We start from the raw sequence: 24,577 nt of genomic DNA on the forward strand, positions 1-24,577 counted from the left end.
CCGTCCGGCCGCAGCCGCTTCGAGATCGATCATGAGCGATAACGTCTTGCTGAGTCTGCTCTGGGCTGCCCCGGTCGTCGGCAGCGTGCTGGTCCTGGCCTTGCCGGGCCGGAACGACCTGGCGATCAAGGCCACGGCGCTCGGCATTACGGCGATGACCTTCGTGCTCTCGCTCGTGGCGTTCGGCGCATTCCTCTCGATCGGGGAGGGGAGACCCGATGCCTCCCTGGTGGCCCGGGCCGGGCAGAACCTGGTGGAGGCGGGAGAGCAGGCCGGCATCCCGGCGGTCCGCGACGCCGCCGGCGACCTCGTGTATCGAGGCCCCTGGATCCCGTACTTCAAGATCGAGTATTTCCTCGGTCTTGATGGGATCAGCATGAGCCTGGTCTTGCTCACGGCGCTGATCAGCCTGCTGGCCTGCCTGGCCTCCTGGGGGATCGAGACCGGGGTCAAGGGTTACTTCTCGCTGTTCTTGCTGTTGCTGGGCAGCATGATGGGGGTCTTTCTCGCGCTCGATCTCTTCCTCTTCTTCGTCTTCTTCGAATTCATGCTCTTGCCGATGTATTTCCTCATCGGCGTCTGGGGGGGCGAACACCGGGAATACGCCGCGATCAAGTTCTTGCTCTATACGCTCTTCGGCTCCGTCTTCATCCTGGTGGCGATCCTCCTCCTGTACTTCTACGCGCCGGAAGGGGCCGAGGCGCTGTATACGTTCGACCTGATTCGTCTGATGGGGGCCTCGGAGCACTTCTCGGGGACGATCTTCGGGTTCGGCGTGCAATCGGTGGTCTTCGTGCTCTTCCTGATCGGCTTCCTGATCAAGCTGCCGGCCGTGCCCGTCCATACCTGGTTGCCCGATGCCCACGTCCAGGCTCCGACGCCGATCAGCATGATCCTGGCCGGGGTCTTGCTGAAGATCGGCGGCTACGGGTTGATCCGGATGGCCTGGCCGCTGGCACCCGTCGGTGCTTACGAGCTGTCGTGGTTCGTGGCGGTGCTGGGGGTGGTCAGCATCATTTACGGTGCGCTGGCGGCCATGGCCCAGACGGACTTCAAGCGACTGGTGGCGTATAGCTCGGTGAGCCACATGGGCTACGTCATGCTCGGCCTGGCGGTGATGAATCTTTTCGCGCCCCAGTACTATGCGTACGGGGTGAACGGGGCGATGTTCATGATGATCGCCCACGGCATTACCTCGGCCGGGATGTTCTTCCTGGTGGGGGTGGTGTACGACCGATTGCACACCCGAGACCTGGCCCGCATGGGGGGCCTGATGAACGTCATGCCCGTGTATGGCGGGGTGACGCTCCTGATCTTCTTCGGCGCGATGGGGTTGCCGGGGCTTTGCGGGTTCGTGGCCGAGGTGTTCGTCTTGCTCTCGGCCTTCAACTACAGTTACGTGCTCGCGCTGCTGGCCGCCGCCTCCCTGGTGCTGACGGCCGGATACATCCTCTGGACCCTCCAACGGGTCTTGCTCGGGCGGAACGAGGCGGTCCGGGGTTTGCCCGATCTCTCGATCCGGGAGCGGATCATTGCCGCTCCGCTGGTGGTCCTGACGGTCTGGCTCGGGATCTTCCCGCAGACGCTGATCGGCTGGATGAGCCCCAGCGTCGACCGCATGGTGGAGCACGTCGTTGCGGCGAACGGCCTCGAGTCGCGACCCGGGCCCGAAGCCGTCGCCGATGAAGCCGATCCGGATCCGCTGGATTCCCTGGCGCAACGGATTCAAGAATGATCGAACGAGACGGTTTGCGGACTCGTCTCTTCGCCCGGCCCCCTTCACCGAGACGGGGCGGGGCGATCAGGTTTCGAGGGAGAAGGGGGTGAAGTTGGTGTCGTGGTCGTAGTAGTCCTCGTGCTCGGCTCGTTTCAAGAAGCCGACGACGGCGTAGGTCATGGGCGTTGCGACCACTTCCCACATCACCTTCAGGGTGTAGTTGGCGATCATGACGGTGATCACGTCGTCCCAGGTCCATCCGGGACGACCGAGGAAGGCGATCGGGTAGAAGAGCATCGAGTCGGCCGCCTCGCCCGTGAGGGTCGAGCCGATGGTGCGCGTCCAGAGGTAGCGTCCCCGGGTCCAGAGCTTCATCTTGGCCAGGGTGTAGGAGTTGATGAATTCGCCCGCGAAGAAACCGGCCATCGAGGCGAGGATGATGCGCCAGGTGCCGCCGAAGACGGTCTCCCAGATCGATTGATTCGGCCAGTTCGAGGCCGCCGGCAGCGCGATCACGACCTGACTGACCAGCGCCGCGAAGGCGAGCGCCCCGAACCCTGCCCAGACCACCTTGCGAGAGCGTTTGTAACCGTAGACTTCGGTCAGGATGTCGTTGAACAGGTAGCTGATCGGGAAGAACAGCACACCCGCCCCGAAGATGAATCCGCCGACCTCGACGCGCTTGGGCGCCGAGATCAGGTTCGTGCAGAGCAGGACCGTCACGAAGGCGGCCATGATCAGGTCGTAATAGCGGTAAACCCGGCCGTAGCCCCTGGGCATGATGTGGGGGCTGGCCATCGCGGGCGTGGGATCACCGGTCGCCGGCTCGGGCCGGGCCGATGAGGGATCGTTCACTGACTCCATGAAGGGGTCCGTCCGAGAAAGGGCAGGCAGTCCGGGGACCCCGCCGTGGGATCCCCGGTCGTTGAACAGCGTGACGGGCCGGGGCCGGTCAGCGGGGCGGAAGCGGAGAGGGAGAGGCAGCGGGGAGGTTGATTCCGGCCGATCAGCCCGATCGGGTGGGGTCGCCTGGAGGGCGTGGCCTTCTGCCGGATCGAGGGGCACTCAGCCCGAGGCCGAGTGCCACCATCGCCAGACCGAGGGCCACCCCGAGGTAGAGCAAAGGCTCGATCGGTTGCCCGAAGACGGAGCGATTGCGGCCGAAATTGCCCAGGAGCAGGCCGATACAGGCGATTTCAAGGACCGGTCCGATCAGGCGAAGGGCGAGTCCGATTCGGGTGGTTGTCATGGCCAAGTGTCAGCGGTCCCCGGGCGATCAAGCAGTCCAGCGATCCGAATCGTCCTCCGCCGGAATCACCATCGCCAAGATGATATACAGGACGATTCCCGGAATGCCAGCCGTGAAGGCCGTGACCACGGCATAGGTGATCCGGATCAAGGTGGGATCGATCCCGAGGAACCGACCGAAGGCCGAGCAGACGCCGGCGACCATCCGATCATGCCTCGGACGGCGGAGCGACCTGAAGGTCCAGCCGCCTTTCCCGGGCCCCACTTCCCAGGGATACGACGCGGACGATGGTGCGTTCGCCCCCGTGTCGAGCCAGGTCAGGCAATGCTTGCATTTAATCGCGGCGTCCTGGATCTCCTCATCACAATATGGGCATCGTTTGGACATCTGCCTGCAATCCTCTCCGAAGCTTCGCGCGTGGCGAAATGATGATGGTGCGAGTGACCTTATCGAGTACTTCGCTCTGATCGGGGAGGGCTTGAGTGGTTTCGGTGAGGGCTCGCAGGAGCGGTTCCCCTCGCCGGTCGAGCGAGGGCCGCGATCTCGACGTCCGCCGATTCGGGGCATCGGTCGTCGCCGCTTCGATTCGTCCGGCAGCCAGGCTTGACGACCTCCTGGGTCGATGGGAGGGTCGTCAGACTCGATCGAGGAGTGTCCTTCCTTGGGGAGCCCGTCCCTCGTCACGGCCGATGAGCGGTTCGGGGCCACTCGATTCGGGACTCGGGCGAGAGCCTCCTGAGGCGACCAGGCGTGCCCCGATCCCCAGCCCTTTGCTCATCGCTGCGGGGGCCGGGGATCGGTCGACCGAGGTCGGGACTCAGGCGAGCGATTCGGGGACCACGAAGGGAGCCCGATACGGCCGGGTCAGCAGCGCGTTGGCGTCGTCATCCTCGATGAACCGTTCGGTCTCGGGGTTGAAGCGGAGGCGACGGCCGAGGCGATACTGCATCCCCTCCACGGCCAGGCCGTTGTCGTCCTTGAGGTGCTCGACCATCCGTTCCACGGTCTCCTGCACAACCTCGTCGGAGCCGATCGCCTGGTCGATCGAATCGAACGACTCGGGGGCGCCGAGCTGGTAGGAGACGTTCGCCAGGTGGCAGGCGGCGCTCGAATAGTGTCCTTCCAGGATGTCGGCGTTCAGGTCGTCGGCCTTCCGGCTCCTGACCGCCTCAATGAAGTTGGCGAAATGGCCGTCCCCCGGGCCTCGGGAGGCCTCGACCTCGGGAAGCGGTTCGCCGTCCCCCTCGCCCTCCGGGTAGAAGCGGCCACCGGCGACGACACCTTCCTCGTAATGAAGGATGTTGCCCACCTTCTGGCCCTTGTAGTCGTCGGTCGGGAGCCCGCGGACCTCGAAGATGAGGAGCGTGCCGTCGAAGTCCATGACGGAGACCTGGGTGTTGGCCGTCTCCCCCTGGTCCTCGTAGCCGAATCGGCCGCCCAGGCTCACGACGCTCGTCGGCAGGGTGGCGTCTGGGATCATCCAGCGGGCGACGTCCATCTGGTGGACCCCCTGGTTCCCGATGTCTCCGTTGCCGAAGTCCCAGAACCAGTGCCAGTTGTAGTGGACGAGATTCTCGTGGAACGGCCTCTCCTGCGCAGGCCCGAGCCAGAGGGAGAAGTCGACCTCCGACGGGGGCGTCTGGACGGGTTTGACGCCGATGCTGGGGCGAGGCTTGTAGCAGAGCCCCCGGGATGCGAGCAGCTTGCCGTACTTGCCGGACCGGGTGATCTCGAGCAGTTCGGCCCAGGAGCGGCGGGATCGCCCCTGCGTGCCGTGCTGGACGATTCGATCGTACTTGCGGGCGGCCTCCACGGCGATCCGCCCTTCGTGGACATTGTGGCTGCACGGCTTCTCGACGTACACGTCCTTCCCGGCCTGGCAGGCCCAGATGGACATCAAGGCGTGCCAGTGGTTCGGGGTCGCGATCGAGAGGGCGTGGACGTCGGGGTTGTCGAGAACCTCTCGGATGTCCTGGACGGTCTCGGGCGTCGATCCGCCGCGTTCGGCGGCCTGCTTCACGCGTTTGTCGAACGTCCGGACGTCGGCATCGACCAGGTGGCTGATCCGCACGCCGGGCATCCCGGCGAACTCGCCGACGTGCGCACCGCCGCGACCGTTGAGGCCGGCGATCGCGATATTGATGGTATCGTTGGCGCCGAGAATCCGACCGGAAGCCTTCGTCCCCCCGATTGCGAAGCCGGCGCCGATGGCCGCCACCGAGCCCGAGAGGAATGTCCGTCGCGTCGTGCGAGCCATGAGTCGTGTCTCCCCGTGGTCGAATGCCGGGGCGGCCTTGTTCGCCCCGTCGCAACCCCAGAATGACATCTCCAACAGCGATTGAAAGAAGATTTTTCAGATCGGATGGGCGACTCCTCCGGGGCGATGGGCTACGATGGCGGCTTCTAGGCCCCAGGATTCAGGAGGAGCTTCCCATGCGTCACCGATTGAACGTCCCCCTCTTCGCCCTGGCGATGAGCCTGCTGATTGCCCGGCCGAGTGGGGCGCAGTCGATCGCAATCGAGGTCGACGCCGGCGCGCACGCCCGGATTCAAACGCCCGTGTCGACGCTGATCAGCTTGCCCGAGACATTTACCGACGGGGACGTGGTGATCCTGAAGTCGATCGACGGGCAGACCCTGCTGGGCCAGTTGACCGCGCCTTCCCTCCTGAGCGATCCGGCCGAACGCGACGAGGGCGTCGTCCGCGAGTTGCACTTCATCCTGCCCGAACTGGCGAAGGGTGAAACGGCCCGTTTCGATGTCTCGGACTCGGGGGCCGACCTGAGCACCATCCCCTCATTCGCCTGGGAGCACTCGGAGGATGGCGATCGTCTCGTCCGGGGGGATGAGTCGATTCTGTTCTACGTTCGACCCGAGCTGGATGAGTCGAGCCCCGAGGCCCGCGAACTGACCTTCAAGCCCTTCCACCACCTGTTCGCTCCCGACGGCCGACGTGTCACCAAGGGCCCGGGGGGGCTCTTCACCCACCACAGGGGCCTGTTCTTCGGGTTCAATCGGGTGAGCTATGGCGACGGCAAGCAAGCCGACGTCTGGCATGCCCGAGGGAAGGCGTATCAATCGCACGAGGAAACGCTGTCCGAGGAGGCCGGACCGGTGCTCGGTCGGCATCGCGTCAGGGTCGGCTGGCACGGCCAGGAAGGGGAGATCTTCGCCCTCGAAACGAGGGAAGTGACGGCCTACGCGGCGGAGGAGGGGTATTTCATCGACTTCGCCGCCCTGGTCGAGACCGAGGCTGGTCCGGTCATGCTCGATGGCGACCCGCAACACGCCGGGGTCCACTTCCGTGCCGATAATCACGTGGCCGATGTCTCGAAGGGTGAGACGTACTACCTCCGGACCGATGGCCGCGGCGCGCCGGGCGAAACCAGGAACTGGGAACCGAAGACGGGAGAAGGCCCGGTCAACCTCCCCTGGAACGCCATGAGCTTCGTGATCGACGGCGACCGCTACACGGTGGCGTACCTCGACCACCCTGAGAATCCGAAGGAAGCTCGCTACAGCGAGCGCGATTACGGTCGCTTCGGGTCGTACTTCGAATATCCGTTGACCGAGGACCAGCCGCTCAAAGTGCGCTACCGACTCTGGCTGCAGGCCGGGGAATTGAGCCTCGAACGGGCCTCGGGGCTGGACGCGGACTTCGACGACCCGGTCCGTGTCCGGGTCGTGCAGGAGTGACGCGAATGCCAGGATGCCCCGGCCCCTGGGGACTTATGGTGCCTGGTCGGCGACCGGCTCAAGCCGGATGAGCAGGTCGCGCGGCCGGCACAGATCGCGGATCGATCGCATGATGTCGCCATCCTCGCCGGGAGGAGGGATGCTCGGGGGCTCGTCGTCCTGAATGGATTTCCTCCAGGCTTGGGCCTGAGCGGATCGGTGGCGCGCGAGCGCGTTCAGGACCTCCTGCGCGGCGACGACGGTCGGGAATTCGGTGAGGCCCGTCAAGTCGATCCCGTCGGCCAGTTCCGAGGCGGTCACGACGGCCATCGGCTGAGGATCGCCGGTCGCCGATTCGGCGGCAAGCAGTCGGTAGCGACCGTCTGCCAGGCCCGTCACGGTCAGCCGGTATCGGTTGAGCCGATCGGCCACCGTGGCAAGACGGATTGATTCGGGGTCGCAGCGCGGGTCGATGGGCATTGGCAAGGGAGAGTGCCAGGAGAACGACAGGCCCTCGTCGTCCCTCGTCAGGTGGCTCACCTGTGCCGACGAGGATCGGAGCGTCTCGGCGTCGATCCGCGCCTCGGCAACCAGGGCGGGGGCGTCCCAGCTTTCCAGCAAGGACTGGGCGATGAGCCAGTGCCCGGTCGGGTTGGGGTGGACGCCGTCGGGCATGATGGAAAAACTGACACGAGCGGACCGTCGGGCTGCGACGTGCTCGGCAAGAGTGGAGTTCACGTCGGCGACCCGCAGGTTCTCGTCGGCCAGCGATCGGACCCAGGCGGCGTAGCGGGCCAGTACGGTGTCGTAATTCACGACCGGGAAGCGGTAGCCATATTCGGTCGCGTCCGGGTCGCTGACCTGGCGCCGGTAAGGGTCGTAGGGCGGGGGGGTGAGCAGGTCGACTCGGGCCGAAGCGTCGTTTCGGGCCCGATCGATCAGGCGAAGCATGCCCCGTTGATAGGCTTCGAACCGCTCGGGAGCGAACGGATGGTAGATGCCATCGTTCATCCCGTAGCACGCAACCACGATGTCAGGTTCCCAGGCGGTGACATCGCGATCGAAGCGATCATGGATCCAGGGGCGGCGGGATGGGTGATCGGGTTCGCTGGTTCCGGCCGCGGTTTCACTGCTCAGCCCGTGATTGATGATGGTGATCGTACGATCGGGGAATCGTGTGAGCAGGAAGGCCTCGACGAAGACGACGTAATCTCCGGCCTGGGTGATGCTGTCGCCAATCACGACCACGCGCGAGCCATCGGCGGGGATTCCCGACGGTGAGTCGTCGCTGGCAAGGGCCGGCCCGAGCGAGCAGGCCGCGAGCACGGCGAGCACGCCAAAGAGAGCAGGGGGGCGATTCACGAGGATACTCCTGATTGGGAAGGACCGACACCGGAGTGCCGGTTCGGATTGACCCCGATCATTATTCTCGGTATGCCACCGGGGATCGACCTGGCGGTCTCCGAGGATCGCTTGCGCCCAACCGCTGAATCGACCCGCTGAACGGAGTCGCCGGTCATGTCCGATCAGGTGCCATCTCGGAAGGTCTCGGAGATCACCGCTGATCCCGGGCAGCACTCGACCTTGGAGCCCGCCTCGACGCTGATAATGAACCGCTCGGACGAGGTGATTGATCGACTCGAAACGCAGATCACCCGGGAGCTGGAGACCTTTCGGTCCAGGCAAGCCTCGACGATCGTCGCCGAGGAAGCCCGCAAAGGGGAACGAGACCAATGCATCCGGCGACTCCGGGAGCGGCTGATCGAGCGCAAACTGTACGCCACCTGGCTTGAATCGGAGGTTGAGGCACGCAATCAACGGATCGACGAACTGTTCGAATCGACGAGAAAGGCATCCGAGGATCTGCGGCGAGCCGAGTCCGAACTGGCGGCGCTGCGATCGTTTCCCATGCGAGCTGTCCTGAGCCGAGCCCGTGAGCGAAGCGGACGGGTCGCGCTCGCGGTTCAAGAAATGTTGCGATCCCCTGGAGCATTGGCGCGGTCAACCTGGCAGCGTCTTGGACTGGGCCGCCCGCTGAATGCGGTGGAGGATCTGGGAGGACTTCAGGGATCGCAGGAGAAGCTTGGAGAAGGCGAGGGGCCTGCCCAGGAATGCCTGGAATCGACGCGAGATCGCAATGAGATCCTCAAATGGATTCCGCCGCGACGCGACCCGTACGAGGTGTTTCTCCAGAACCAGGAAATCAGTGATGAGGAACGTATTGATCAGCTGCGGTCAATGAATGATCGGCCCACCTTTTCGGTTCTGGTCGTGAGGGGGCATGCCGTCCCCCGTCACTATCGAGAGACGGTTGCGTCACTGCGATCGCAGATCTATACCGATCGAGAGGTAATCTTCATCGACGGTCCCGGATCGAGACGGGCGATGACGGATGAGTGCCACTCTCGGGACGAGGATGAGCAGGACGAGCTTGACGCCCTGCGAAAGGCCGCCGGTCAGGCTTCGGGTGATTATCTCGTTTTTGTCAATCAAGACGTTGTTCTCCAACACGATGCGCTCCTCGAATTCGCCTCTGCGATTGTGAACGCACCGGAATCTCCCGACTTGGTCTTCGGGGACGAAGACAGAATCGACGCTGACGGTAACCGGTTCCATCCCAGGTTTCGCCCGTCATGGTCCCCGGAGCTGTTGCTCGCGTATCAAGCGGTCGGGGGGACCCTTGCTGTTCGACGCTCAGTGTTCCAGGCGATCGGGGGCATCCGAACAGAGTACGGGCAAGCCTGGACTTACGACCTGGTCCTGCGCATCGCCGAACACACGGATCGGGTGGCGCGCGTGGCCAGGGTTGTCGGTTCTGTGTTTGCGGATCAACGTGAGAGCGAGCCGTTCGACCCCAGTTCGGTCGAGATGATCCGGCAATCTGCGCGGGCGCTGGCGGACGCGGTGGGGAGGAGAGGGATCGCTGCTCGGGTCGCTCAGCCCGCGTGGGCGTCTCGGCTCCGGGTGCCGGCGTTCGAGCTCGATTTTCCGGAGCATGGGCCAGGGGTGGCGATCGTGATTCCGACCCGAGATCGGGCGGATCTCTTGCGGCGCTGCCTGGAATCGATCCGCGCAAGGACGACATATCAGAATTACGAGATTGTCGTCATCGACAATGGGAGTCAGGAGGACGAAACCCTTGAGTACCTGGATCGACTCGGTCCCGGCTGCAGGGTCATCCGGATCGAGAATGACGAGAGAGGGTTCAGTTATGCAAGGATTCACAACCAGGCCATCCAGCAACTTGGCGATTCGTTCGAATTCGTGGTGCTCTTGAATAACGACACGGAGGTCGTCCGCCCCGAATGGCTGAGCCAACTCGTCGGCTATGGGCAGATCGCCGGAGTGGGGGCGGTGGGAGGGCGGTTGCTCTATCCGGATGGGCGTCTTCAGCACGCGGGGATCGTGACGGATCTCTTCGGCGGCGGGCCTGGCCACCCGTTCAAGGGGCTCCCCTGGTGGCACGCCGATGGGCAATTTCTCGATCGAGTGGCGAGGAATGTCAGCGCCGTGACTGCTGCGTGTTTGCTCGTGAGGAGAGAAACCTATCTGAAAATCGGTGGATTCGATGAGGACCGGTTCGCCGTCGGTTTCAATGACGTGGATTTTTGCCTGAGGCTTTCCGAGATGGGGCTCCGATGTGTCTACGCACCACGAGCAGAGTTGTTGCATTTTGAGGGAGCTTCACGCGGGCTGACGCTCGACCTCGACGAACAGCAGCGGTTTCAGGAACGATGGGGGCGGCGCAGCGATCCCTACTTTCACCCGGCGTGGTCACGAGATGAGCATCGACCGAGGATCAGCACACGGTATCAGGGTGCACCTGTGCCGATCAAACATCAACCCGTTCGAGTGCTGGTTGATCTTGATCGACTCGATGGGCGGGGTTCGTCGCGATTCGTCACGAACCTGGTCGAGGGGTACCGCCACGAGACGAGGATCGTTCCGGAAGTCTGTTGCCGGGTCGATGGGCCGATGGGGACCATCCTCCGGAGGTCGGGGATTTCGGTTTCGGTCGTGCCCATCGAGCCCGGGCTGAGTGTTGCGGACCGGATTCAGAGTCTGGCCGATCACTTCGACCGCAGTGAATGTGATCTGATTCATGCAGTCGGAGTGGACCAATTTCCGACCCTGCACGCGGCCCGGCTTGCACGGATCCCCTCGCTCTGGAGCATCCGGGACGCGGTCGATTTTCGGGATGCCTTCCTGTCCCTGGATGACAATTCCGCCAAGGCCGCCATCGAAGCGTTTTCGACCGCCTCTCGGGTGGTCTTCCCCGCCCGGCAGATCCGCAATCTGTTTGCTCCGGTCGAATCATGCTGGAATTTCGAGGTAATTCACGAGGCTGGTCCCATGCCGTCCGGCTGGCCAGATCGGGGAGACATCGTGGAGGACGCCCGGCACCACCTACCAGGCTCGGCAAGGGTGGTGACCTGTCTCTATGGTGAGGACAGGGATCAGGTCGGCGCGATTCTCGATGCGTGTTCCACGCTTGTCCGATCGGTGAACGAGGTGGATGTTCAGATCATCGGGATCCCCGAAGTCGGGTCCTGGCTCAGAGACCATGAACCGTTCGCACGTCTCGGTCCGCGAGCCCGGTTCGTCTCGATGTTCGATGATACTGAGCTGAAGCAAGCGCTGGCGAGAACGGATGTTTTCGTGAACGTTGCTGGGCGTGACCTCAGCCCGGAGGTTTCATCGATCGCGGAGGGGCTTCGGAAACCCCTGATTCAGAGCGACGTGGACGGAATGGACGAGTCGATGGGGCAGGCTGCGCACGTTTTCATGTTCGATCCGCGCGATCAAGACTCGTTGCGATCCCGGATCGAGGCGATTCTGAAGACCCCTGAGCATCATCGCGTCTGGGGGCGAATGGCCTCGCCTGCTCGTTACCAGGACATGGTCAGGCAGTACGAGCGCCTGACGCTGGAGGCGCTCCGAAGCCATGCCAATCAGTCATCCGACCACGCTCGTGCGGCGCGTGACGTGGCGTGATCCGGTGGGCGTGCTGCCCCGGGCGGATTACACCGGAGAACTGCGGAGCGCGATCGAGTCTTTCACGCCGAGGTTCTCGTAAATCTGTCGGGTTGCATCACTTTTATTGAGTGTGTAGAAGTGAATGCCCCGGACATGAGCATCGAGCAGGTCCCGGCACTGTTCGGTGGCCCAGTGGATCCCGACCTTGGCGACCTGCTCGTTCGAGTAATCGGGCGCACATCGTTCGATGGCTCGAACCAGGCGGGCAGGGAACCGAGCACCGAGCGCCAGGTCGGCCATGCGGACCATCCCCTGCCGGGAGGTGATCGGCATGATCCCGGCGATGATCGGCACGGTGATGCCTGCCATCTCGCAGCGTTCCCGGAAATCGAAGAAATCGCGGTTGTCGAAGAAGAGTTGGGTGCAGATATACTGGGCGCCGGCATCGACCTTGCGCTTCAAATAGTCGAGCTCGTGCAGGCGATTCGGCGTGGACGGATGCCCTTCGGGGAAGCCGGCCACCCCGATCCCGAAGCCTCGCGGGTCGGGCGGAGTCGGGTGACTGGCGATGAACCGGACGAGCTCTTCGGCGTACTGGAAGGCGTCGTTCGCCCGGTCGTAGCCGGTTTGATCGCGCGGTGGATCGCCGCGTAAGGCCAGGATGTTCTCGATCCCCGAGGCGGCGTATCGGTCGAGGATCGCCACCAGTTCATCGCGCGTATGGCACACGGAGGTCAGGTGCGAGACGGCGGTCAGGTTGGTCTCATTCTGGATGCGAACGATCAGCTCGTGAGTCCGGTCTCGGGTCGTGCCACCCGCGCCATAGGTCACGGAGACGAACGACGGTTGCAGCTCCTGAAGCTGGCTGATCGTCTGGAAGAGATCTTCCGAGGCCTTGGCCGTCTTCGGGGGGAAGAACTCGAAGCTGAAGGTCGTCGGGTGCTGGGCCAGGATGTCGCTGATGTGCATGGTTGCCGTCGTCCACTCGGAAAAAGAGACCCTCCCCTCGCTCCATCACCGAGGCAGGTGTTCGATAGGGTACTCGCTGCCGATCTCCCGGCCAAGGGCGATTCGGCGGCATCTGCTCTGGTCCCCTCGCGTTCCGATGACGACCTGCCGGGCAGGTCGCATTGCGCCGGCTTCGAGTTTCCGGGCAATTGTGCCGATGATTGAACGAAAGGACGAGGTTCGCGCCTCGTCCGCCCGAGCAGAGGCAAGGTCATCTCGCACCCACAGGGCGAGTCGATCCTGGACGCCTGTCGACATCCCAGTGAACCTCACCCTGATTCCGGCAACTCGGGTGACAGGGACTCGAACCCGAAAGGGGTGGGGAATGGGAGGAGAGAGTCGATGATCCGATTCACGGTGCGATCGCTTCTGCTAAACCGGATTCCTCGACTCCCTGAGGAGCGGGTCGTTGAGCTTCAGCGACGACGGCTGCAGTCGATCGTCGCTCACGCAATCGAACATTCCGCGTTCTATCGATCGAAATACCGGGGGATTGACCCGAGGAATGTGCGCCTCGAGGATCTTGAGCCGACGAACAAAACCGAATTCATGGCGAATTTCGATCAGGTGGTCACGGATCCGTCGATCCGGAGGGCCGAACTCGAACGCTTCCTCGACAACCCGGCCAATGAAGGTCGTCGATTCCTGGGGCGCTATATCGCAAGCCACACGTCCGGGAGTCAGGGTCAGCCGATGCTGATCGTGCAGGACCGACGGCTTGCCGATCTGATGTTCGGCCTGCAGATGACCCGAGGGAACGCCCGGAGAGCGACCCCGGCCGAGGCCCTGAAGCGGGTGATCTCGCCGGCCCGCCTGGCCATCGTGACCTTGAAACGGGGCTTCTACCCCTCGGCGACGGTATTCGAGTCGATCCCCCGGGCGGCTCGGGTCTTCATGAAGGTGCTGTGGTTGTCTCAGACGGATCCGGACGTCGTCCAGCGTCTGAATGCGTTTCGCCCGACGATCCTGACCGGCTACGCGGGGGTCCTCGAAGAACTGGCGTTGAAGTCCGAGGCGGGACGCCTCCAACTCGCCCCCGAACTCGAGCAGGTCGTCAATAATAGCGAAGTGCTGACCGACCGCGCACGAGACCGGATCGAATCGGCCTTTCGCTGTCATGTCATGAACAACTACGCCACCGGGGAATGTACCTTTCTGAGCAACGGTTGTTCGACGGACGCCGGGGCTCATGTCAACAGCGACTGGGCGATCCTCGAAGTCGTCGACGCCGAGAATCGTCCGGTCCCCGCGGGGACGCCGGGGTCCAAGGTGTTGATCACCAATCTCGCCAACCGGACGCTCCCCTTCCTTCGGTACGAGGTCGGGGATGTGGTCACGATGGCAACCGACCCGTGCCGATGCGGGAGCCGATTACCCCGGGTCGAGCGGATCGATGGGCGAACCGCCGATACGTTCTGGGTCGAGGACACGGGGCACTATCGGCAATTGATCTCAAGCGTTTTCAAGAATGCGTTTGATTATGCCCGCGAGGTGCGGGAATGGCAGGCGATCCAGGAGGAACGCAACCGGTTTTTGCTGCGGATCGAGTTGCTGCCGGGCGCTTCGCTCAACGACGTTCATCTCCGAGAGGTCCTGGATCGCCAACTGGACATGTACCGCTTCCGGGATGTCGTGTCGATCCGGACGGAGGTCGTCGATCGGCTCGGACCCGACCCGAAGACCGGGAAGTTTCGCAGGATCGTGAGCCGGGTGGGTGCCCCGATGGACCTGGAACAGCGACTCCGGATCGACTCGGGTCATCCGCCTGTCCGCCCCATCTCGATCACCAGCCAAGCATCTCGCTCAACTTCGCCGAGAGGACCATCACGGTCAAGCATCCAGAAGTGATCGAGGCGAAGAGCAGCCCGCCCGAGGCGATCTCCCGAGCGGCTCGTGCCCGGGGATCGCCCGGTTCGGCGATCAGATCGACCGTCGCGATGATCGCACACCGGAATGTCTCGGCGACGAGCACCAAGGCGGCCGAGACGATGAGGAAGCACCAGCCGGTCGACGAAACACCCAGGATGACCGCGCAGATGGCGATGAGGAGGCCTCGATATGCGTGCGCGAAGAAGCCGGACTCCGCCCTGATGGCGAGCTTGATCCCACGAGCCCCTTCGTCGAACTTCGAACGAGTCGTCGCCTGCCTTGGCTCGGTGAGGATCTGAGGTCCTTCTGAACCCTCGTCGATCTCCTGCTCCGGAACCTGTGCGGGCAGCACCGAAACCGTCGGTTCGCCATCGCCGTGCGTCCTGGACTGGAAGAGATGCGGTTTGCTCATTGGATTGGCGCGAAACGGAGGTCGGGTCGGAACGGTACCCCTGATGCCGAACCGATTCGGGTTCTCGGGCTGAACCGAGGCACCATCTCAAAGACGAACGAGTAATTGTCCTGGAGCGGGGTGTAATTGAACCCCACGGTCGTCAGGAAGTCTGCGCCGATGCGCGTCAGCGAGAAGGTCGTTGAGAGCAACATCCCCTCACCGAAATCGTAGAGGCCGCCGAAGGTCCCATACCACTTGGGGCTCATCCAGTACCCGAAGCTCGTGTTCAGGGCAGAGGTGTTGATGGGGCCCGTGTTGAGGATGGAGTATGCAACGAACATCGTCCCCCGGGGGGGGCGGCTGATGTTGACACCCGCGGTCACCACGCTGATCCCGTCGGTATTGTTGTTGGGGGACCTCGGGTCGCCGACAATGTCGAAATAATCGAACCAGCCGGAGGACACGATGCTGGTTCGGTCGCCGAGGAACCACTCGTATTGATACTGCGTCTGACCGAACGGGAGCCCGAAGTTATCGCGCTGGGCTTCGGGGTAGTAATAGGTCGAGAGATCGAGGGTCATGAAATCGATGATCCTGCGATCATCGATCGGGCCTCGCTTGGTCTGAAGCCGCTGCAAGGTCCCCAGCCGGACCGTCTGGATGCTGTCCTGCACGTCGACCGATCCCGTGATCGGCGAGGAGGTCCTTCGGAGGGTCAGCAAGAGGGGGTTGTACTGGGCGGGCAGCACGCCGGTCCCGTACTCGTTCAGCGCGAAGTATCGCCGGACCAGTTCATAGGTGTTGTCATCCAACTCTTCCTGGACGCCGATTCGATTCAGGCCGAGCGTGGAGTACGCATTGCGGTAGTCCGCGTAGAGAACCACCTTGTGCATCAGGCCGTGGAGGTTGAACAGGTCGTTCTCGACATCGGAGAAGGCGCGATAGAAGGACAGGTCGGCTCTCGCACCATAGGCTCCCCATGCCCGCCCGAGCATCGATCCCTGGGGGCCTCGAATGTAGTCCTGGGCCGTGAGTGCAGGGTCGTATCCCAGCGCGGGCAGCGGATTGGTGTATTGATTGTCCCACCCGATGAGCTGACCCTGGACATAAGGGGTGACTCGGACCGCCTGGAACTGGAGCGGCAAGTCGATCTGGTGATTCGTGTACAGCCGGCCGGTTCGGAACGGTCCGCTGGTCGAGCTGCTCGGGTCGAAGGGGAGGAATCCGAAGAAAATCCCGGGATTGTTGACCTCTGACGCGGTGTGGGTGTTCGCGTAGCTCACGCCGGTCCGCTGGTAATACGTGAAAAATCGACCGAGCCCAAGCGGAGCGTCACCGAGCCGGAAGTACTCGACCTTCGGGTACCATTGCGACTGGGTGAACCAGTCGAGCGGCATGGCTTCGGCGGTCGCGGTGATCGCCTGATTCCGCCACTGGCGGATTCCGTAGATCCGCGTTCGCTGGTCGAGGCCCGAGTCGAAGAGACGCTTGAAATACTGTTCAAGGAAGTGCCGATCGGAGATGTAGGCGGCTTCGAGCTGCACGCGGAAGTCGTCGAGCGGATCGGCGTCCTTGGCCAGGAACGACTGCATGTGGCGGTAAAGAACGCGGCCGCGGAAGTCCTGGAACGGCGGGACGCCGTTGCGGAAGGCGACGAAGAGGGGCGGGCCGTTGGTTACGATCGCCGGACCGCCGCCGAGGTTGTCGATGCCCCGATCGTAAATGCCCCAGAGATCCAGGTAGCCGAAGTAATTCGTATCAATATTCGGAAACAGGTCGGTGCCGAACAGTTCCGTCGAGAGATCGTCGCCGAAGTAGCCGAACTCGCTGCCGAGGGCGGGTCCCCGGTCGCTCAGGTAGTCGATGTCGATATTCCAGCTATCGACCCACTTCGGCTGCCGGAGGCCCAGCAGTCGGAACCCGTCCCAGTCGGTCAGGATCATCTGACCGAACAGATTATTGGCGCGGAGCGAGATCTGCTGGAGCGGGGGATTGATGTCTTCCGTCGTGGTCAGGAATCGCGGCCAGTAGAAGAACGGGACCGGACCCAGGAAGAAGGTGTTGTTGCGCGCGTCGATCAAGAAGACGTCCGACTCCGTCGGCTCATCGACCGGATTGAGAAAACGCCTCCGGAACGGCCCCCGGCGCTCGTCGGGGGCGAGCTTGAACATGTCGACGACACTGCTCGTGAAGCGATACCCGGGGTTGGCGAACGGGCTGCCGGTCGATACGGCATTCCGGGCCTGGATCGTCGGGAGCCCCAGCGTCGGCTGACCGTCGGGACCCCTCACGACTTCCCGGTACTGGGCGATCGAGTCGGCCATGGTGCGCAGCGGGGTCAGGAATCCCGGCGCATATTGCTCCAGCTCGGCGTCGAGGGCAAGGAACCGCTCGGTCTTCAGGTCTGCATAGAACCGTCTGGCCTGGTAGCGGACCTGATCGTCCTCTCCCGCGAATTCCCGCTCGTCGCGCCGAAGGTCGACGTCTCCCTCGAGGTACACCTCGAGCGGGTCGTCGACCGACTGGGTCGAGGTCCCCAGATCAAGCCCGCCCCCGAGACTACTGCGCGTCCAGATGACGGCTTCCTTGGACGTGATGTCGACGAGCCCCATCTTCGGGTCGTCGACGACGATCTGGATGCCTCCCGTCGCGATGTAGGTCTCCGTTCCGTCGCTGGTCCGGGCGAGACGGCGGAACTTGGTCAGGCTCGGATTGAGCGGATAGATATTCACCACGCGCTGCGATCCCGGTGCAAGCGGCATGATCGCGATCGGATTGCCGTTGCCTCCGCCGGGACGAGCCTCGTCCTCCAGCTCGTCGTCGGGGAGGGGCAGGATCTCGGGAATCTCGGCGGAGCCGCCCAGATCGATGTCGATCTCGGGCAAGAGCGGCATCTCGGGAAGGGTCGCTTCCGGGAAGTCCGGCTCCACAGAGTCTCCCTGAAGGAACTGCGTGGCCGAGGGATCGCGGAAGGGAGAATCGTCTGAAGGTCCCGGCGGTGGCGGGGGAATCTCGATGACCGAGGGGCTGCGGCGAGGGGCCGGTGAGGGATCATCCGGTCCAGCCTCGGGTCGAATCTGGAACAGAGTGACGGGTTGAATCTGCTCATCCGGTTCCGAGGAGGGTGGGACGACCGGGGGTGTCTCGATCACCGGCACGTCCACGCCCTCGTACCGAGTCGCGAGCACCCCGGGATCCGCCGGGGCCGGTGCCGGGGCCAGCTCGGAATGGGCGCGGAGAAAGAAGGCATCTCCGGCGGGAATCTGGGCGAGGGGGAAGATGGGAACCCCTGTGAACGGCTCGCGAATCTGGACCGTCTCCGTTTCCAGCGCGAACCGTCGCGGAGGCTGAGTCGCCGGCGTTGCCGAGGGGTTCTGATCGGGATGCCCCTGCGCGTACACTTGCACACGATACCGTTCGCCGAGCGGGTCGGGGACCGACTCGATCCGGACCACGGCGTGGTTCGACCGCTGCCCGCTCGCCCCCTGGAAGATCGCGGCCCGGCCGACGAGGCGCACCCATCGCGTCGCTCCCTCGTCCCAGGTCGCGATCCGATCGGCGGCCAAAATCACGGGCCCGCGGTTGGCCGGCGCGACGGCCCTCGGGTCTTCCTGAGCCCGGACGCGATCGCAGGCCAGCACGACGAGGGGCACGATGATGGCCCACACGCCGACCCGGCGCCGATCGCAGCTCTGGTGGCGACCCTGCACGGCTACACTCCTCTCTCGACCCGAGAACCGAGCCCGGTCAGGACCCTCCGAGTGGACCCCCCGCCAATCCCTCGGCGAAGCATCGAAACACTCGGCCAGATCTTCCAGGCCGGTATTGGCGGCCTCGATCCTCCGCAGATCGCTCGGCCCGGCACATCGAAATGGAGTCGCGTCGAAGGGGTCGCAGGACGGTACGAGCAGACCGCGAGCGGATGCGAGACGTGAAGATCGGCCGGACAATATCGGCCCTCGGCCCTTGCGTCAAGGTGAAGGCTCCCGGAACCGAGGCGGAACACCGGCCGCCCCATCGCCTCGGTGTCGGGCTCCGCTCAGCCCAGCGCGAACCGGCGATCGCGAGGCTCGCGGAGGGTCCTCATCTGACCGGGGAGCAGGCCGTAACTCATGGCCAGCAGGGTCATCGGGTGAAACGATCGTTTCCGGTTCCCCTGTTCCATCTGCATCCGGCAGGTCGAACATTCGGCGCTGGCGAGTTCCAGGTCGGGGTGCCGAAGCCGATGGCGCAGTCCTCGACCCGCCCGGAGCGACGCTCGGAAGTGAGAGCGGGCCATCCCGTACGTCCCGGCCATGCCCGAGCAGCCGCGGTCGACGTGCTCGACATCCAGTTCGGGAATCTGCCGGAGGAGGTCGAATGAAGGCATGCCGATATTCAAGGCGCGAAGATGACACGGCAGGTGGTAGCCGACCTTGGCGTGGATGGGCACATGGGGCCGGGGCAAGAGGCCTCGCGACCGGAGTCCCTGCAGGTAGTGCCCCACGTCCATCGTGTTCGCCGCGACGAGCTTGGCGTCGAGGTCGTCGGTCAGTTTCAGGTATTCACGACGGAGCATGAGCGTCGCCGTCGGCTCGGAGCAGACGACGGTGTGACCTTCCCGGACCGCGCTTCCCAGGATTCGAAGATTCGCCAGCGCCGCTTCCCGAGCGGCGTCGAGATCGCCGGCGACCATCGCGGGCATGCCGCAGCCGCGTTGCCGTTTCGGGACGTACACCTGGACGCCGCAATGGCGAAGGACGGCAAGGACCCCTTCGGCGATCGAGTGGTCGTAGTAATTGGCCACAATGTCGAGGAAGTAGACCACTCGAGGGCCCGAGCGGTTCCCGGCGGGTTCCGCGAGTCCCACCTTCTCCGCTTTCTTGACGAACGAAGTCCGGTCGGCTCTCGGGAGACAGCGGTCCTTCGAGAGGCCGACCATCCGATCGAGGACCCAACGGGCCGACCGGGTCCCGATGATCCGGTTGTACAGCCCCGGAACGCGACCGGCGAGCCTTGACCACAGCTCGATTCGGGAGAGGAACCATTCCGAGGGATTCAGGCCGTGGACCTCGGCGTAGGCCGCCTTCACCTCGAGCATCATCGACGAGACATCGATCCCTGAGGGGCACTCCTGCTCGCAAAGCCGGCAGTGGACACAATGTTCGGCGGCTTTCCGGGCGGCCTCGCTCCCCCAAATCGAGGGGTCGAGCCTGCCGGACGCGAGGTCACGGATCAGGCCGACCATGGCTCGAGGGCTTTCCGCCTCGCGTCGGGACGCTCGGAAACTGGGACAGATCCGGAGCATCGGGTCGAACGACCGACACCCACCGCACCCGTTGCAGTCCATCGCGTGTTCGAGAGGGCCGCGATCGTCCCACTGGAGCCGGGGTTCGAGGATCGGCAGGCTGGCGGGCCTGGCGGAGGGAGGCGGGGCCGATGATCGGATCGGTCGCGGCTCGGTCGGCTGGGCCTCATCTTCCAGGACCCCGGGATTGAAGCAGTCGATGGGATCGAGCAGCGATTTCAACGACCGGAATCCGGCCGCGACCTGATCGCCCCGACTCGTCCTGCGCGGCGACGTGATTCCCCAACTGTTGGGGCGAGCCGCCCGCCCCCCCACGCGTTCGGCGGCATCGATGATGGCGTCCGAGAGGGACCTCATGCGATCTCGGCAAAACGGGTCGCTCAGATCCAGGAACGGGCGGACCCGGATCTCGCCGGAGCCCACGCACCCGTGGATCGTCCAGTTGAAATCGAGCGATCGAAACACGTTCTGGAGCTGCTGAATCAGGTCGCGCCAGGATTCGGGAGGGACGTCGAGGGCCGGGACCAGGGCCGTCGGACGAGCCCGGCCCTTCATCGTCATCAACCGAGGCTCGACCGTTCGCCGCAGGCTCAAGGCCCGCTCGCAGTCGGAACCCCTGGACATCTCGATGACCGGATTGAGGCGGGACGGGTCGCGGGCGAGCCGGTTGACCAGCGCCCGGGCCTGACGGGCAGGGAGGGACGGGTCGTCTCCGAGGAACTCGACGATCAGGGCCGCTTCGGCGCTCGCCGGCACCGCCCCCTCCCAGAACGGGTCGTGTTCTCGGGCCAGTCGGAGCATCCGCCAGTCAACCAGCTCACACCGAGACGGGCCTTCCTGGAGGCATGCCGGGATGGCCCCCGCCGCCTCCGAAAGCCGGGAGAAGGGCAAGATCAGGACCCGTTGGCCGCCCGGGATGGTGCTGGTCTGCAAGGTCAGTTCGGTCATCAACCCCAGCGTGCCGAACGAGCCGTCAAGGAGACGCTGGAGGTGCAGTCGCCCGGAACCTCGGAGCGCCTGATACGGATCGCTCGCGGCATCGATCCCACGCGAGGAGGTCGACGCCTGCCAGTTCAGCAACGTCGCCATCCGCCGGCGGAGCGATCGATCGAACGGCTCGTCCAGGACGGTCGGGTCTGGCCCCAGGATCGGCTCGGAGGCGAGCTCGCCCGACTCTCCATTGGAGAAGACGACGCGGGCCCGGACCAGCGCCCTGGAGAGGGAACCGAACCGGAGCGATCGCGGCCCCTTGCCGCCGACCGCGATCAGGCCGCCGATCGTCTTGCTCCAGGCCCCCGAAGGATCGGGCCACAGGCGCCGGCCGAGCGGGGCGAGCTGTGCATTGATCTCGTCGAGGATCACCCCGGGCTGGACGGTGACGCTCGTGTCGCCGATCGCCACGATCCGGCGCAGCTCGGCGCTGAAGTCGACGACGAGTCCCGGACCGATGGCCGCCCCGAATCGGTTCGTGCCGGCTCCTCGGGCATGAATCGGGATGCCCTCGGCGGCCGCATAGCGGACCAGGGCCGCGACCTCGTCGTGCGAACCGGGGGCGACCACCCCCAGGGGATCGACCTCGAACAGGCTCCCGTCGCGCCGGTAAGGCGATCGAGCGACCGGATCGAAGGAGAGCGATCCGGAGAGGAGTCCTCGCAAGTCGTCGTAAACCCGAGCCCTGGTTTCATCCACGAAGGTCGCTTCTCAACAAGGCGAGGGGGGACGGGGAGGCACGCGGTCAAGCGGCTTCGGGAAGGTCGCGCAGTGATGCATGCCCATGCCGAGGAGCCGATGGGTGGGAAGGACCCGCGGCGAGTGAATCATCGGTGCCCAGACATTCCCCGAGAGCAATGGCACGGAGTCTATCTAAATTATACCGGATCGACCCCGGAAACGCAGGGGCCAACCCGGCGATCCGGCTCAAACCCCTCGACTCCCGCCGTGGATCAGGGAGAGGACTTCCATGCGGGTCGCGACGTTCTCGCGGAACGCCCCCCGCATGGCGCTCGTGATGTACGTGCTCCCCGGCTTTTGCACACCGCGAACGGTCATGCAACTGTGCGTTCCTTCCATCACGACCGCGACCCCTAGCACGTCGAGTTCTTCCATGAGGAGGTCGGCGATCTGCTCGGTCAATTTCTCCTGCACCTGGGGGCGTCTCGAGAGGACGTCGACGATCCTCGGGATCTTGGAGAGGCCGACGACCTTCCCCGCGGGCAGGTACGCGACGTGTGCCTTCCCCGAGAACGGGAGCAGGTGATGTTCGCAGAAACTGGAGTACGAGATGTCGCGCACCGTGACCATCTCGTCGTACTTCTGGGTGAACCGCTTGGCGAGATGAACGCGAGGGTCTTGGTGGAGTCCCCGGAAAACCTCGGCATACATCCGGGCAACTCGATCGGGGGTCTCGAGCAACCCTTCGCGATCGGGATTCTCGCCCACGGCGATCAGGATCTCTCGGACAGCATTGCGGATCCGATCAAGGTCCACCCGGAAGGATTCGGAAGGGGCTGACTCCCGATCGTCAGGACAATCGGAAAGGAACTCGTTCATGACGTCGTCTCAATACCTCGACCCGAGCGAGCTTGCAGGCTGAATTCGATGCTCGACCCGGACGCGGACCCTGGTTGGAAAGAGGATGGGTCGGAGGCTCGATCTGGCCTGGGCCTGGATCCCGGCTCGAACGCTCTCGATCAATTGAGGCTGAACGGGGGGGGGAATCCCGAGTCGTCTCGGGCTCGATCCGCTTCGGATCCGGTGCCCAATTGAACGCCCAGGATGCGAATGAGCGACTGCACCCGCTGCTCCACGTCTGTTTCGTTCAAAAAAGCCTGTTTTACCGCCCCCGGAAGTCCCAGGTAATGCCCGAGGAGATCGACCAGGACCCCGAGCGGGATGGGCTTGTCGAGCAGCCGGGCAATTTCGGGTTCCACCCTCCCTTCCCGCTCGCAGAACATGCGGAACTGACCGACAAGTTCCTCGCGGAGCGAGTCGAGAGGGGTCTCCGGGTATGCGTCGTCGAGGAGGTCGGCCCGGGCGCGTCGGAACAGTGCGTCCTTGGGGAGTTCGTGGAGCAATCGGACCCGTTTCAGGCCGACCAGTAACAAATTATAGCGCCCGTCGGCAAGCCGTCGGTGGTCAAAAATCTTGCCAAGGCAGGCGACGGACTCGATCGGGGGATCCTCCTCCACGTTCCAGTCGGAGCCGTCCTTCAGCTTGGCCATGGCGATCAACCGATCGCCCGCCAATGCGTCTTCGGTCATCTGGCGGTATCTCGGCTCGAAAATGTGCAACGGGAGGACGCAGTGTGGGAAAAGTACGACCTCCGGCAACGGAAAAAGCCGGCAAACACCCTCGTATCCCCTCAATTCCTGATCCGGGTCCATGGACTCCCTCCTCGGCAGACAAGGAACCCCTGGGGCGCGGGAAACTCGGTCATGTTGCATCCTGCTCGGGGCGGAGAGTCGATTCGGGCGAGACCCAGACACGCTCGACGAACCAGCCACGGAGTGTGTTGATCGCTGAAAACCATGATGTTGGAAGGGGTTCCGCTCATGCTGGCGATTGTATTCCGACGGCATGGTCCGACAAGGGACCCGTCGGGTTTCTCGGGCCAATCTTGGGGAAATTGAGGTCGTCCATGCAAGAACCGACTCTCCCGAGGTCAGAACCCTGGCGATTTCTCGACTTCTGCGATCCGCCGATCGCACGCGAGCAATGACACGCGCGATCGATGTCCCCGGGCGAAACGGTGGGTCGTTGTGTCAACGCCCGACGAACGCGACCTGGTCGAACAACTCGCCTTGCGAGTGGTGCCTCTCGATCCCGGATGGCCCGGCAACACGCTCCTGTCTGAACAAACCGAACCCAGAGATGATCGTGGGCTTCGAGTGGGGAATGAAATGCGGAGGATCGATCCGTGATCCCCTGCCACGGCCCGGAAGCCAGGGCTGGTCACGCACCGAACGAGCGATCGGCTTCCGCGATCGAGCTCCCCGGGGTTAGCGGGAAGGGGGCGAGCGTCCGGCAAGCGTAGTTGAGGCGTGATTCTCGGGAACGGGAGTCAAGGTCTGGGGCGCATTGAGTATCGTACCATACGGGAGAAGTCCGGCTCGAAATCGGCCGGAAGAGCTCGCCGACCATCGGGAAAGGCTTGAACGACGATCGAACTCGATCGGATGGCCTCGGAACCATTCGTGATCGGCTCGGCAAGCCACTGGTCCGACTGCCGGGCCGATACCACCCCAATCAGTTCGGATTGCAAACGCTTGCCCGGTGTGGCGAACGGTTGAGAGACTCGTGAAGGACGCGAGGCCGTCGATTCCCTGCGTGCCGCAGGGCCCGGCCGTGAACCCGGCCCTGTGGATCGACTCCGTCTGTTCTGCTCGAATCGATGCTCCTGAG

At 64.1% G+C, this 24,577-nt stretch carries 14 protein-coding genes; 4 read left to right on the forward strand and 10 right to left on the reverse strand.

All coding sequences use genetic code 11. The annotated features are described in order from the left end of the window. The first annotated feature begins 31 nt into the window (after positions 1–31). Positions 32–1,735: an NADH-quinone oxidoreductase subunit M gene (locus AB1L88_RS25280; protein WP_367099491.1), complete on the forward strand. Its 1,704-nt coding sequence runs from the start codon at positions 32–34 to the stop codon at positions 1,733–1,735. Between the two features lie 66 nt (positions 1,736–1,801). Here the strand turns inward: AB1L88_RS25280 and AB1L88_RS25285 are convergent, their stop codons facing one another. The 3 genes from AB1L88_RS25285 to AB1L88_RS25295 all read right to left on the reverse strand — a co-directional run bounded on the left by AB1L88_RS25285 (position 1,802) and on the right by AB1L88_RS25295 (position 5,223). Beyond that, positions 1,802–2,515, reverse strand: coding sequence for a queuosine precursor transporter (locus tag AB1L88_RS25285; RefSeq protein ID WP_367099510.1), 714 nt, complete (start codon positions 2,513–2,515; stop codon positions 1,802–1,804). A 478-nt stretch (positions 2,516–2,993) separates the two neighbouring features. Continuing rightward, positions 2,994–3,353, reverse strand: coding sequence for a PspC domain-containing protein (locus AB1L88_RS25290; RefSeq protein WP_367099492.1), 360 nt, complete (start codon positions 3,351–3,353; stop codon positions 2,994–2,996). Between the two features lie 430 nt (positions 3,354–3,783). Further along, positions 3,784–5,223 (reverse strand): Gfo/Idh/MocA family oxidoreductase, encoded by a 1,440-nt coding sequence (locus AB1L88_RS25295; protein WP_367099493.1) that lies wholly within the window; start codon positions 5,221–5,223, stop codon positions 3,784–3,786. A gap of 176 nt (positions 5,224–5,399) precedes the next feature. Between AB1L88_RS25295 and AB1L88_RS25300 the strand changes: the two genes are divergently transcribed. Continuing rightward, the gene (locus AB1L88_RS25300) at positions 5,400–6,662 is read left to right on the forward strand and encodes a DUF6807 family protein (RefSeq protein ID WP_367099494.1); all 1,263 of its coding nucleotides are present in this window, start codon (positions 5,400–5,402) and stop codon (positions 6,660–6,662) included. A 33-nt stretch (positions 6,663–6,695) separates the two neighbouring features. Here AB1L88_RS25300 and AB1L88_RS25305 read toward each other — a convergent pair whose 3' ends face one another. Further along, positions 6,696–8,003, reverse strand: coding sequence for an SGNH/GDSL hydrolase family protein (locus AB1L88_RS25305; RefSeq protein WP_367099495.1), 1,308 nt, complete (start codon positions 8,001–8,003; stop codon positions 6,696–6,698). A 156-nt stretch (positions 8,004–8,159) separates the two neighbouring features. Between AB1L88_RS25305 and AB1L88_RS25310 the strand changes: the two genes are divergently transcribed. Beyond that, complete coding sequence (locus tag AB1L88_RS25310; protein ID WP_367099496.1) at positions 8,160–11,636, forward strand: glycosyltransferase; 3,477 nt, start codon at positions 8,160–8,162, stop codon at positions 11,634–11,636. Between the two features lie 27 nt (positions 11,637–11,663). On the opposite strand, the gene metF is transcribed toward AB1L88_RS25310, so the two are convergent. Further along, complete coding sequence (gene metF / locus AB1L88_RS25315; protein ID WP_367099497.1) at positions 11,664–12,587, reverse strand: methylenetetrahydrofolate reductase [NAD(P)H]; 924 nt, start codon at positions 12,585–12,587, stop codon at positions 11,664–11,666. 588 nt (positions 12,588–13,175) lie between these two features. Here metF and AB1L88_RS25320 point away from each other — a divergent pair. Next, positions 13,176–14,474 (forward strand): phenylacetate--CoA ligase family protein, encoded by a 1,299-nt coding sequence (locus AB1L88_RS25320; RefSeq protein ID WP_367099498.1) that lies wholly within the window; start codon positions 13,176–13,178, stop codon positions 14,472–14,474. Here the strand turns inward: AB1L88_RS25320 and AB1L88_RS25325 are convergent. The 5 genes from AB1L88_RS25325 to AB1L88_RS25345 all read right to left on the reverse strand — a co-directional run bounded on the left by AB1L88_RS25325 (position 14,410) and on the right by AB1L88_RS25345 (position 23,754). Beyond that, the gene (locus tag AB1L88_RS25325; protein WP_367099499.1) at positions 14,410–14,907 is read right to left on the reverse strand and encodes a diacylglycerol kinase family protein; all 498 of its coding nucleotides are present in this window, start codon (positions 14,905–14,907) and stop codon (positions 14,410–14,412) included. The genes AB1L88_RS25320 and AB1L88_RS25325 overlap by 65 nt on opposite strands. Continuing rightward, positions 14,904–18,599, reverse strand: coding sequence for a hypothetical protein (locus AB1L88_RS25330; protein ID WP_367099500.1), 3,696 nt, complete (start codon positions 18,597–18,599; stop codon positions 14,904–14,906). Before AB1L88_RS25330 ends, AB1L88_RS25325 begins: the two co-directional genes overlap by 4 nt. A gap of 329 nt (positions 18,600–18,928) precedes the next feature. After that, positions 18,929–21,865 carry an FAD-binding protein gene (locus tag AB1L88_RS25335; protein ID WP_367099501.1) on the reverse strand — a complete coding sequence of 979 codons (2,937 nt, stop codon included), beginning with the start codon at positions 21,863–21,865 and terminating at the stop codon, positions 18,929–18,931. 228 nt (positions 21,866–22,093) lie between these two features. After that, the gene (folE, locus tag AB1L88_RS25340; protein ID WP_367099502.1) at positions 22,094–22,726 is read right to left on the reverse strand and encodes a GTP cyclohydrolase I FolE; all 633 of its coding nucleotides are present in this window, start codon (positions 22,724–22,726) and stop codon (positions 22,094–22,096) included. 140 nt (positions 22,727–22,866) lie between these two features. Further along, positions 22,867–23,754 carry an LON peptidase substrate-binding domain-containing protein gene (locus tag AB1L88_RS25345; protein ID WP_367099503.1) on the reverse strand — a complete coding sequence of 296 codons (888 nt, stop codon included), beginning with the start codon at positions 23,752–23,754 and terminating at the stop codon, positions 22,867–22,869. Between the last annotated feature and the right edge of the window lie 823 nt (positions 23,755–24,577).

The sequence above is a fragment of the Tautonia sp. JC769 genome (genome assembly GCF_040717455.1).
Lineage (GTDB): Bacteria > Planctomycetota > Planctomycetia > Isosphaerales > Isosphaeraceae > Tautonia.

Excerpts from the sequence above, each read along its gene's own strand:
- AB1L88_RS25325 (WP_367099499.1), bottom strand. The coding sequence starts at position 14,907 with ATGAGCAAACCGCATCTCTTCCAGTCCAGGACGCACGGCGATGGCGAA.
- AB1L88_RS25320 (WP_367099498.1), top strand. The coding sequence starts at position 13,176 with ATGGCGAATTTCGATCAGGTGGTCACGGATCCGTCGATCCGGAGGGCC.
- AB1L88_RS25345 (WP_367099503.1), bottom strand. The coding sequence starts at position 23,754 with ATGCCGTCGGAATACAATCGCCAGCATGAGCGGAACCCCTTCCAACAT.
- AB1L88_RS25285 (WP_367099510.1), bottom strand. The coding sequence starts at position 2,515 with ATGGCCAGCCCCCACATCATGCCCAGGGGCTACGGCCGGGTTTACCGC.
- AB1L88_RS25280 (WP_367099491.1), top strand. The coding sequence starts at position 32 with ATGAGCGATAACGTCTTGCTGAGTCTGCTCTGGGCTGCCCCGGTCGTC.
- AB1L88_RS25300 (WP_367099494.1), top strand. The coding sequence starts at position 5,400 with ATGCGTCACCGATTGAACGTCCCCCTCTTCGCCCTGGCGATGAGCCTG.
- metF (WP_367099497.1), bottom strand. The coding sequence starts at position 12,587 with ATGCACATCAGCGACATCCTGGCCCAGCACCCGACGACCTTCAGCTTC.
- AB1L88_RS25290 (WP_367099492.1), bottom strand. The coding sequence starts at position 3,353 with ATGTCCAAACGATGCCCATATTGTGATGAGGAGATCCAGGACGCCGCG.
- AB1L88_RS25310 (WP_367099496.1), top strand. The coding sequence starts at position 8,160 with ATGTCCGATCAGGTGCCATCTCGGAAGGTCTCGGAGATCACCGCTGAT.
- folE (WP_367099502.1), bottom strand. The coding sequence starts at position 22,726 with ATGAACGAGTTCCTTTCCGATTGTCCTGACGATCGGGAGTCAGCCCCT.
- AB1L88_RS25295 (WP_367099493.1), bottom strand. The coding sequence starts at position 5,223 with ATGGCTCGCACGACGCGACGGACATTCCTCTCGGGCTCGGTGGCGGCC.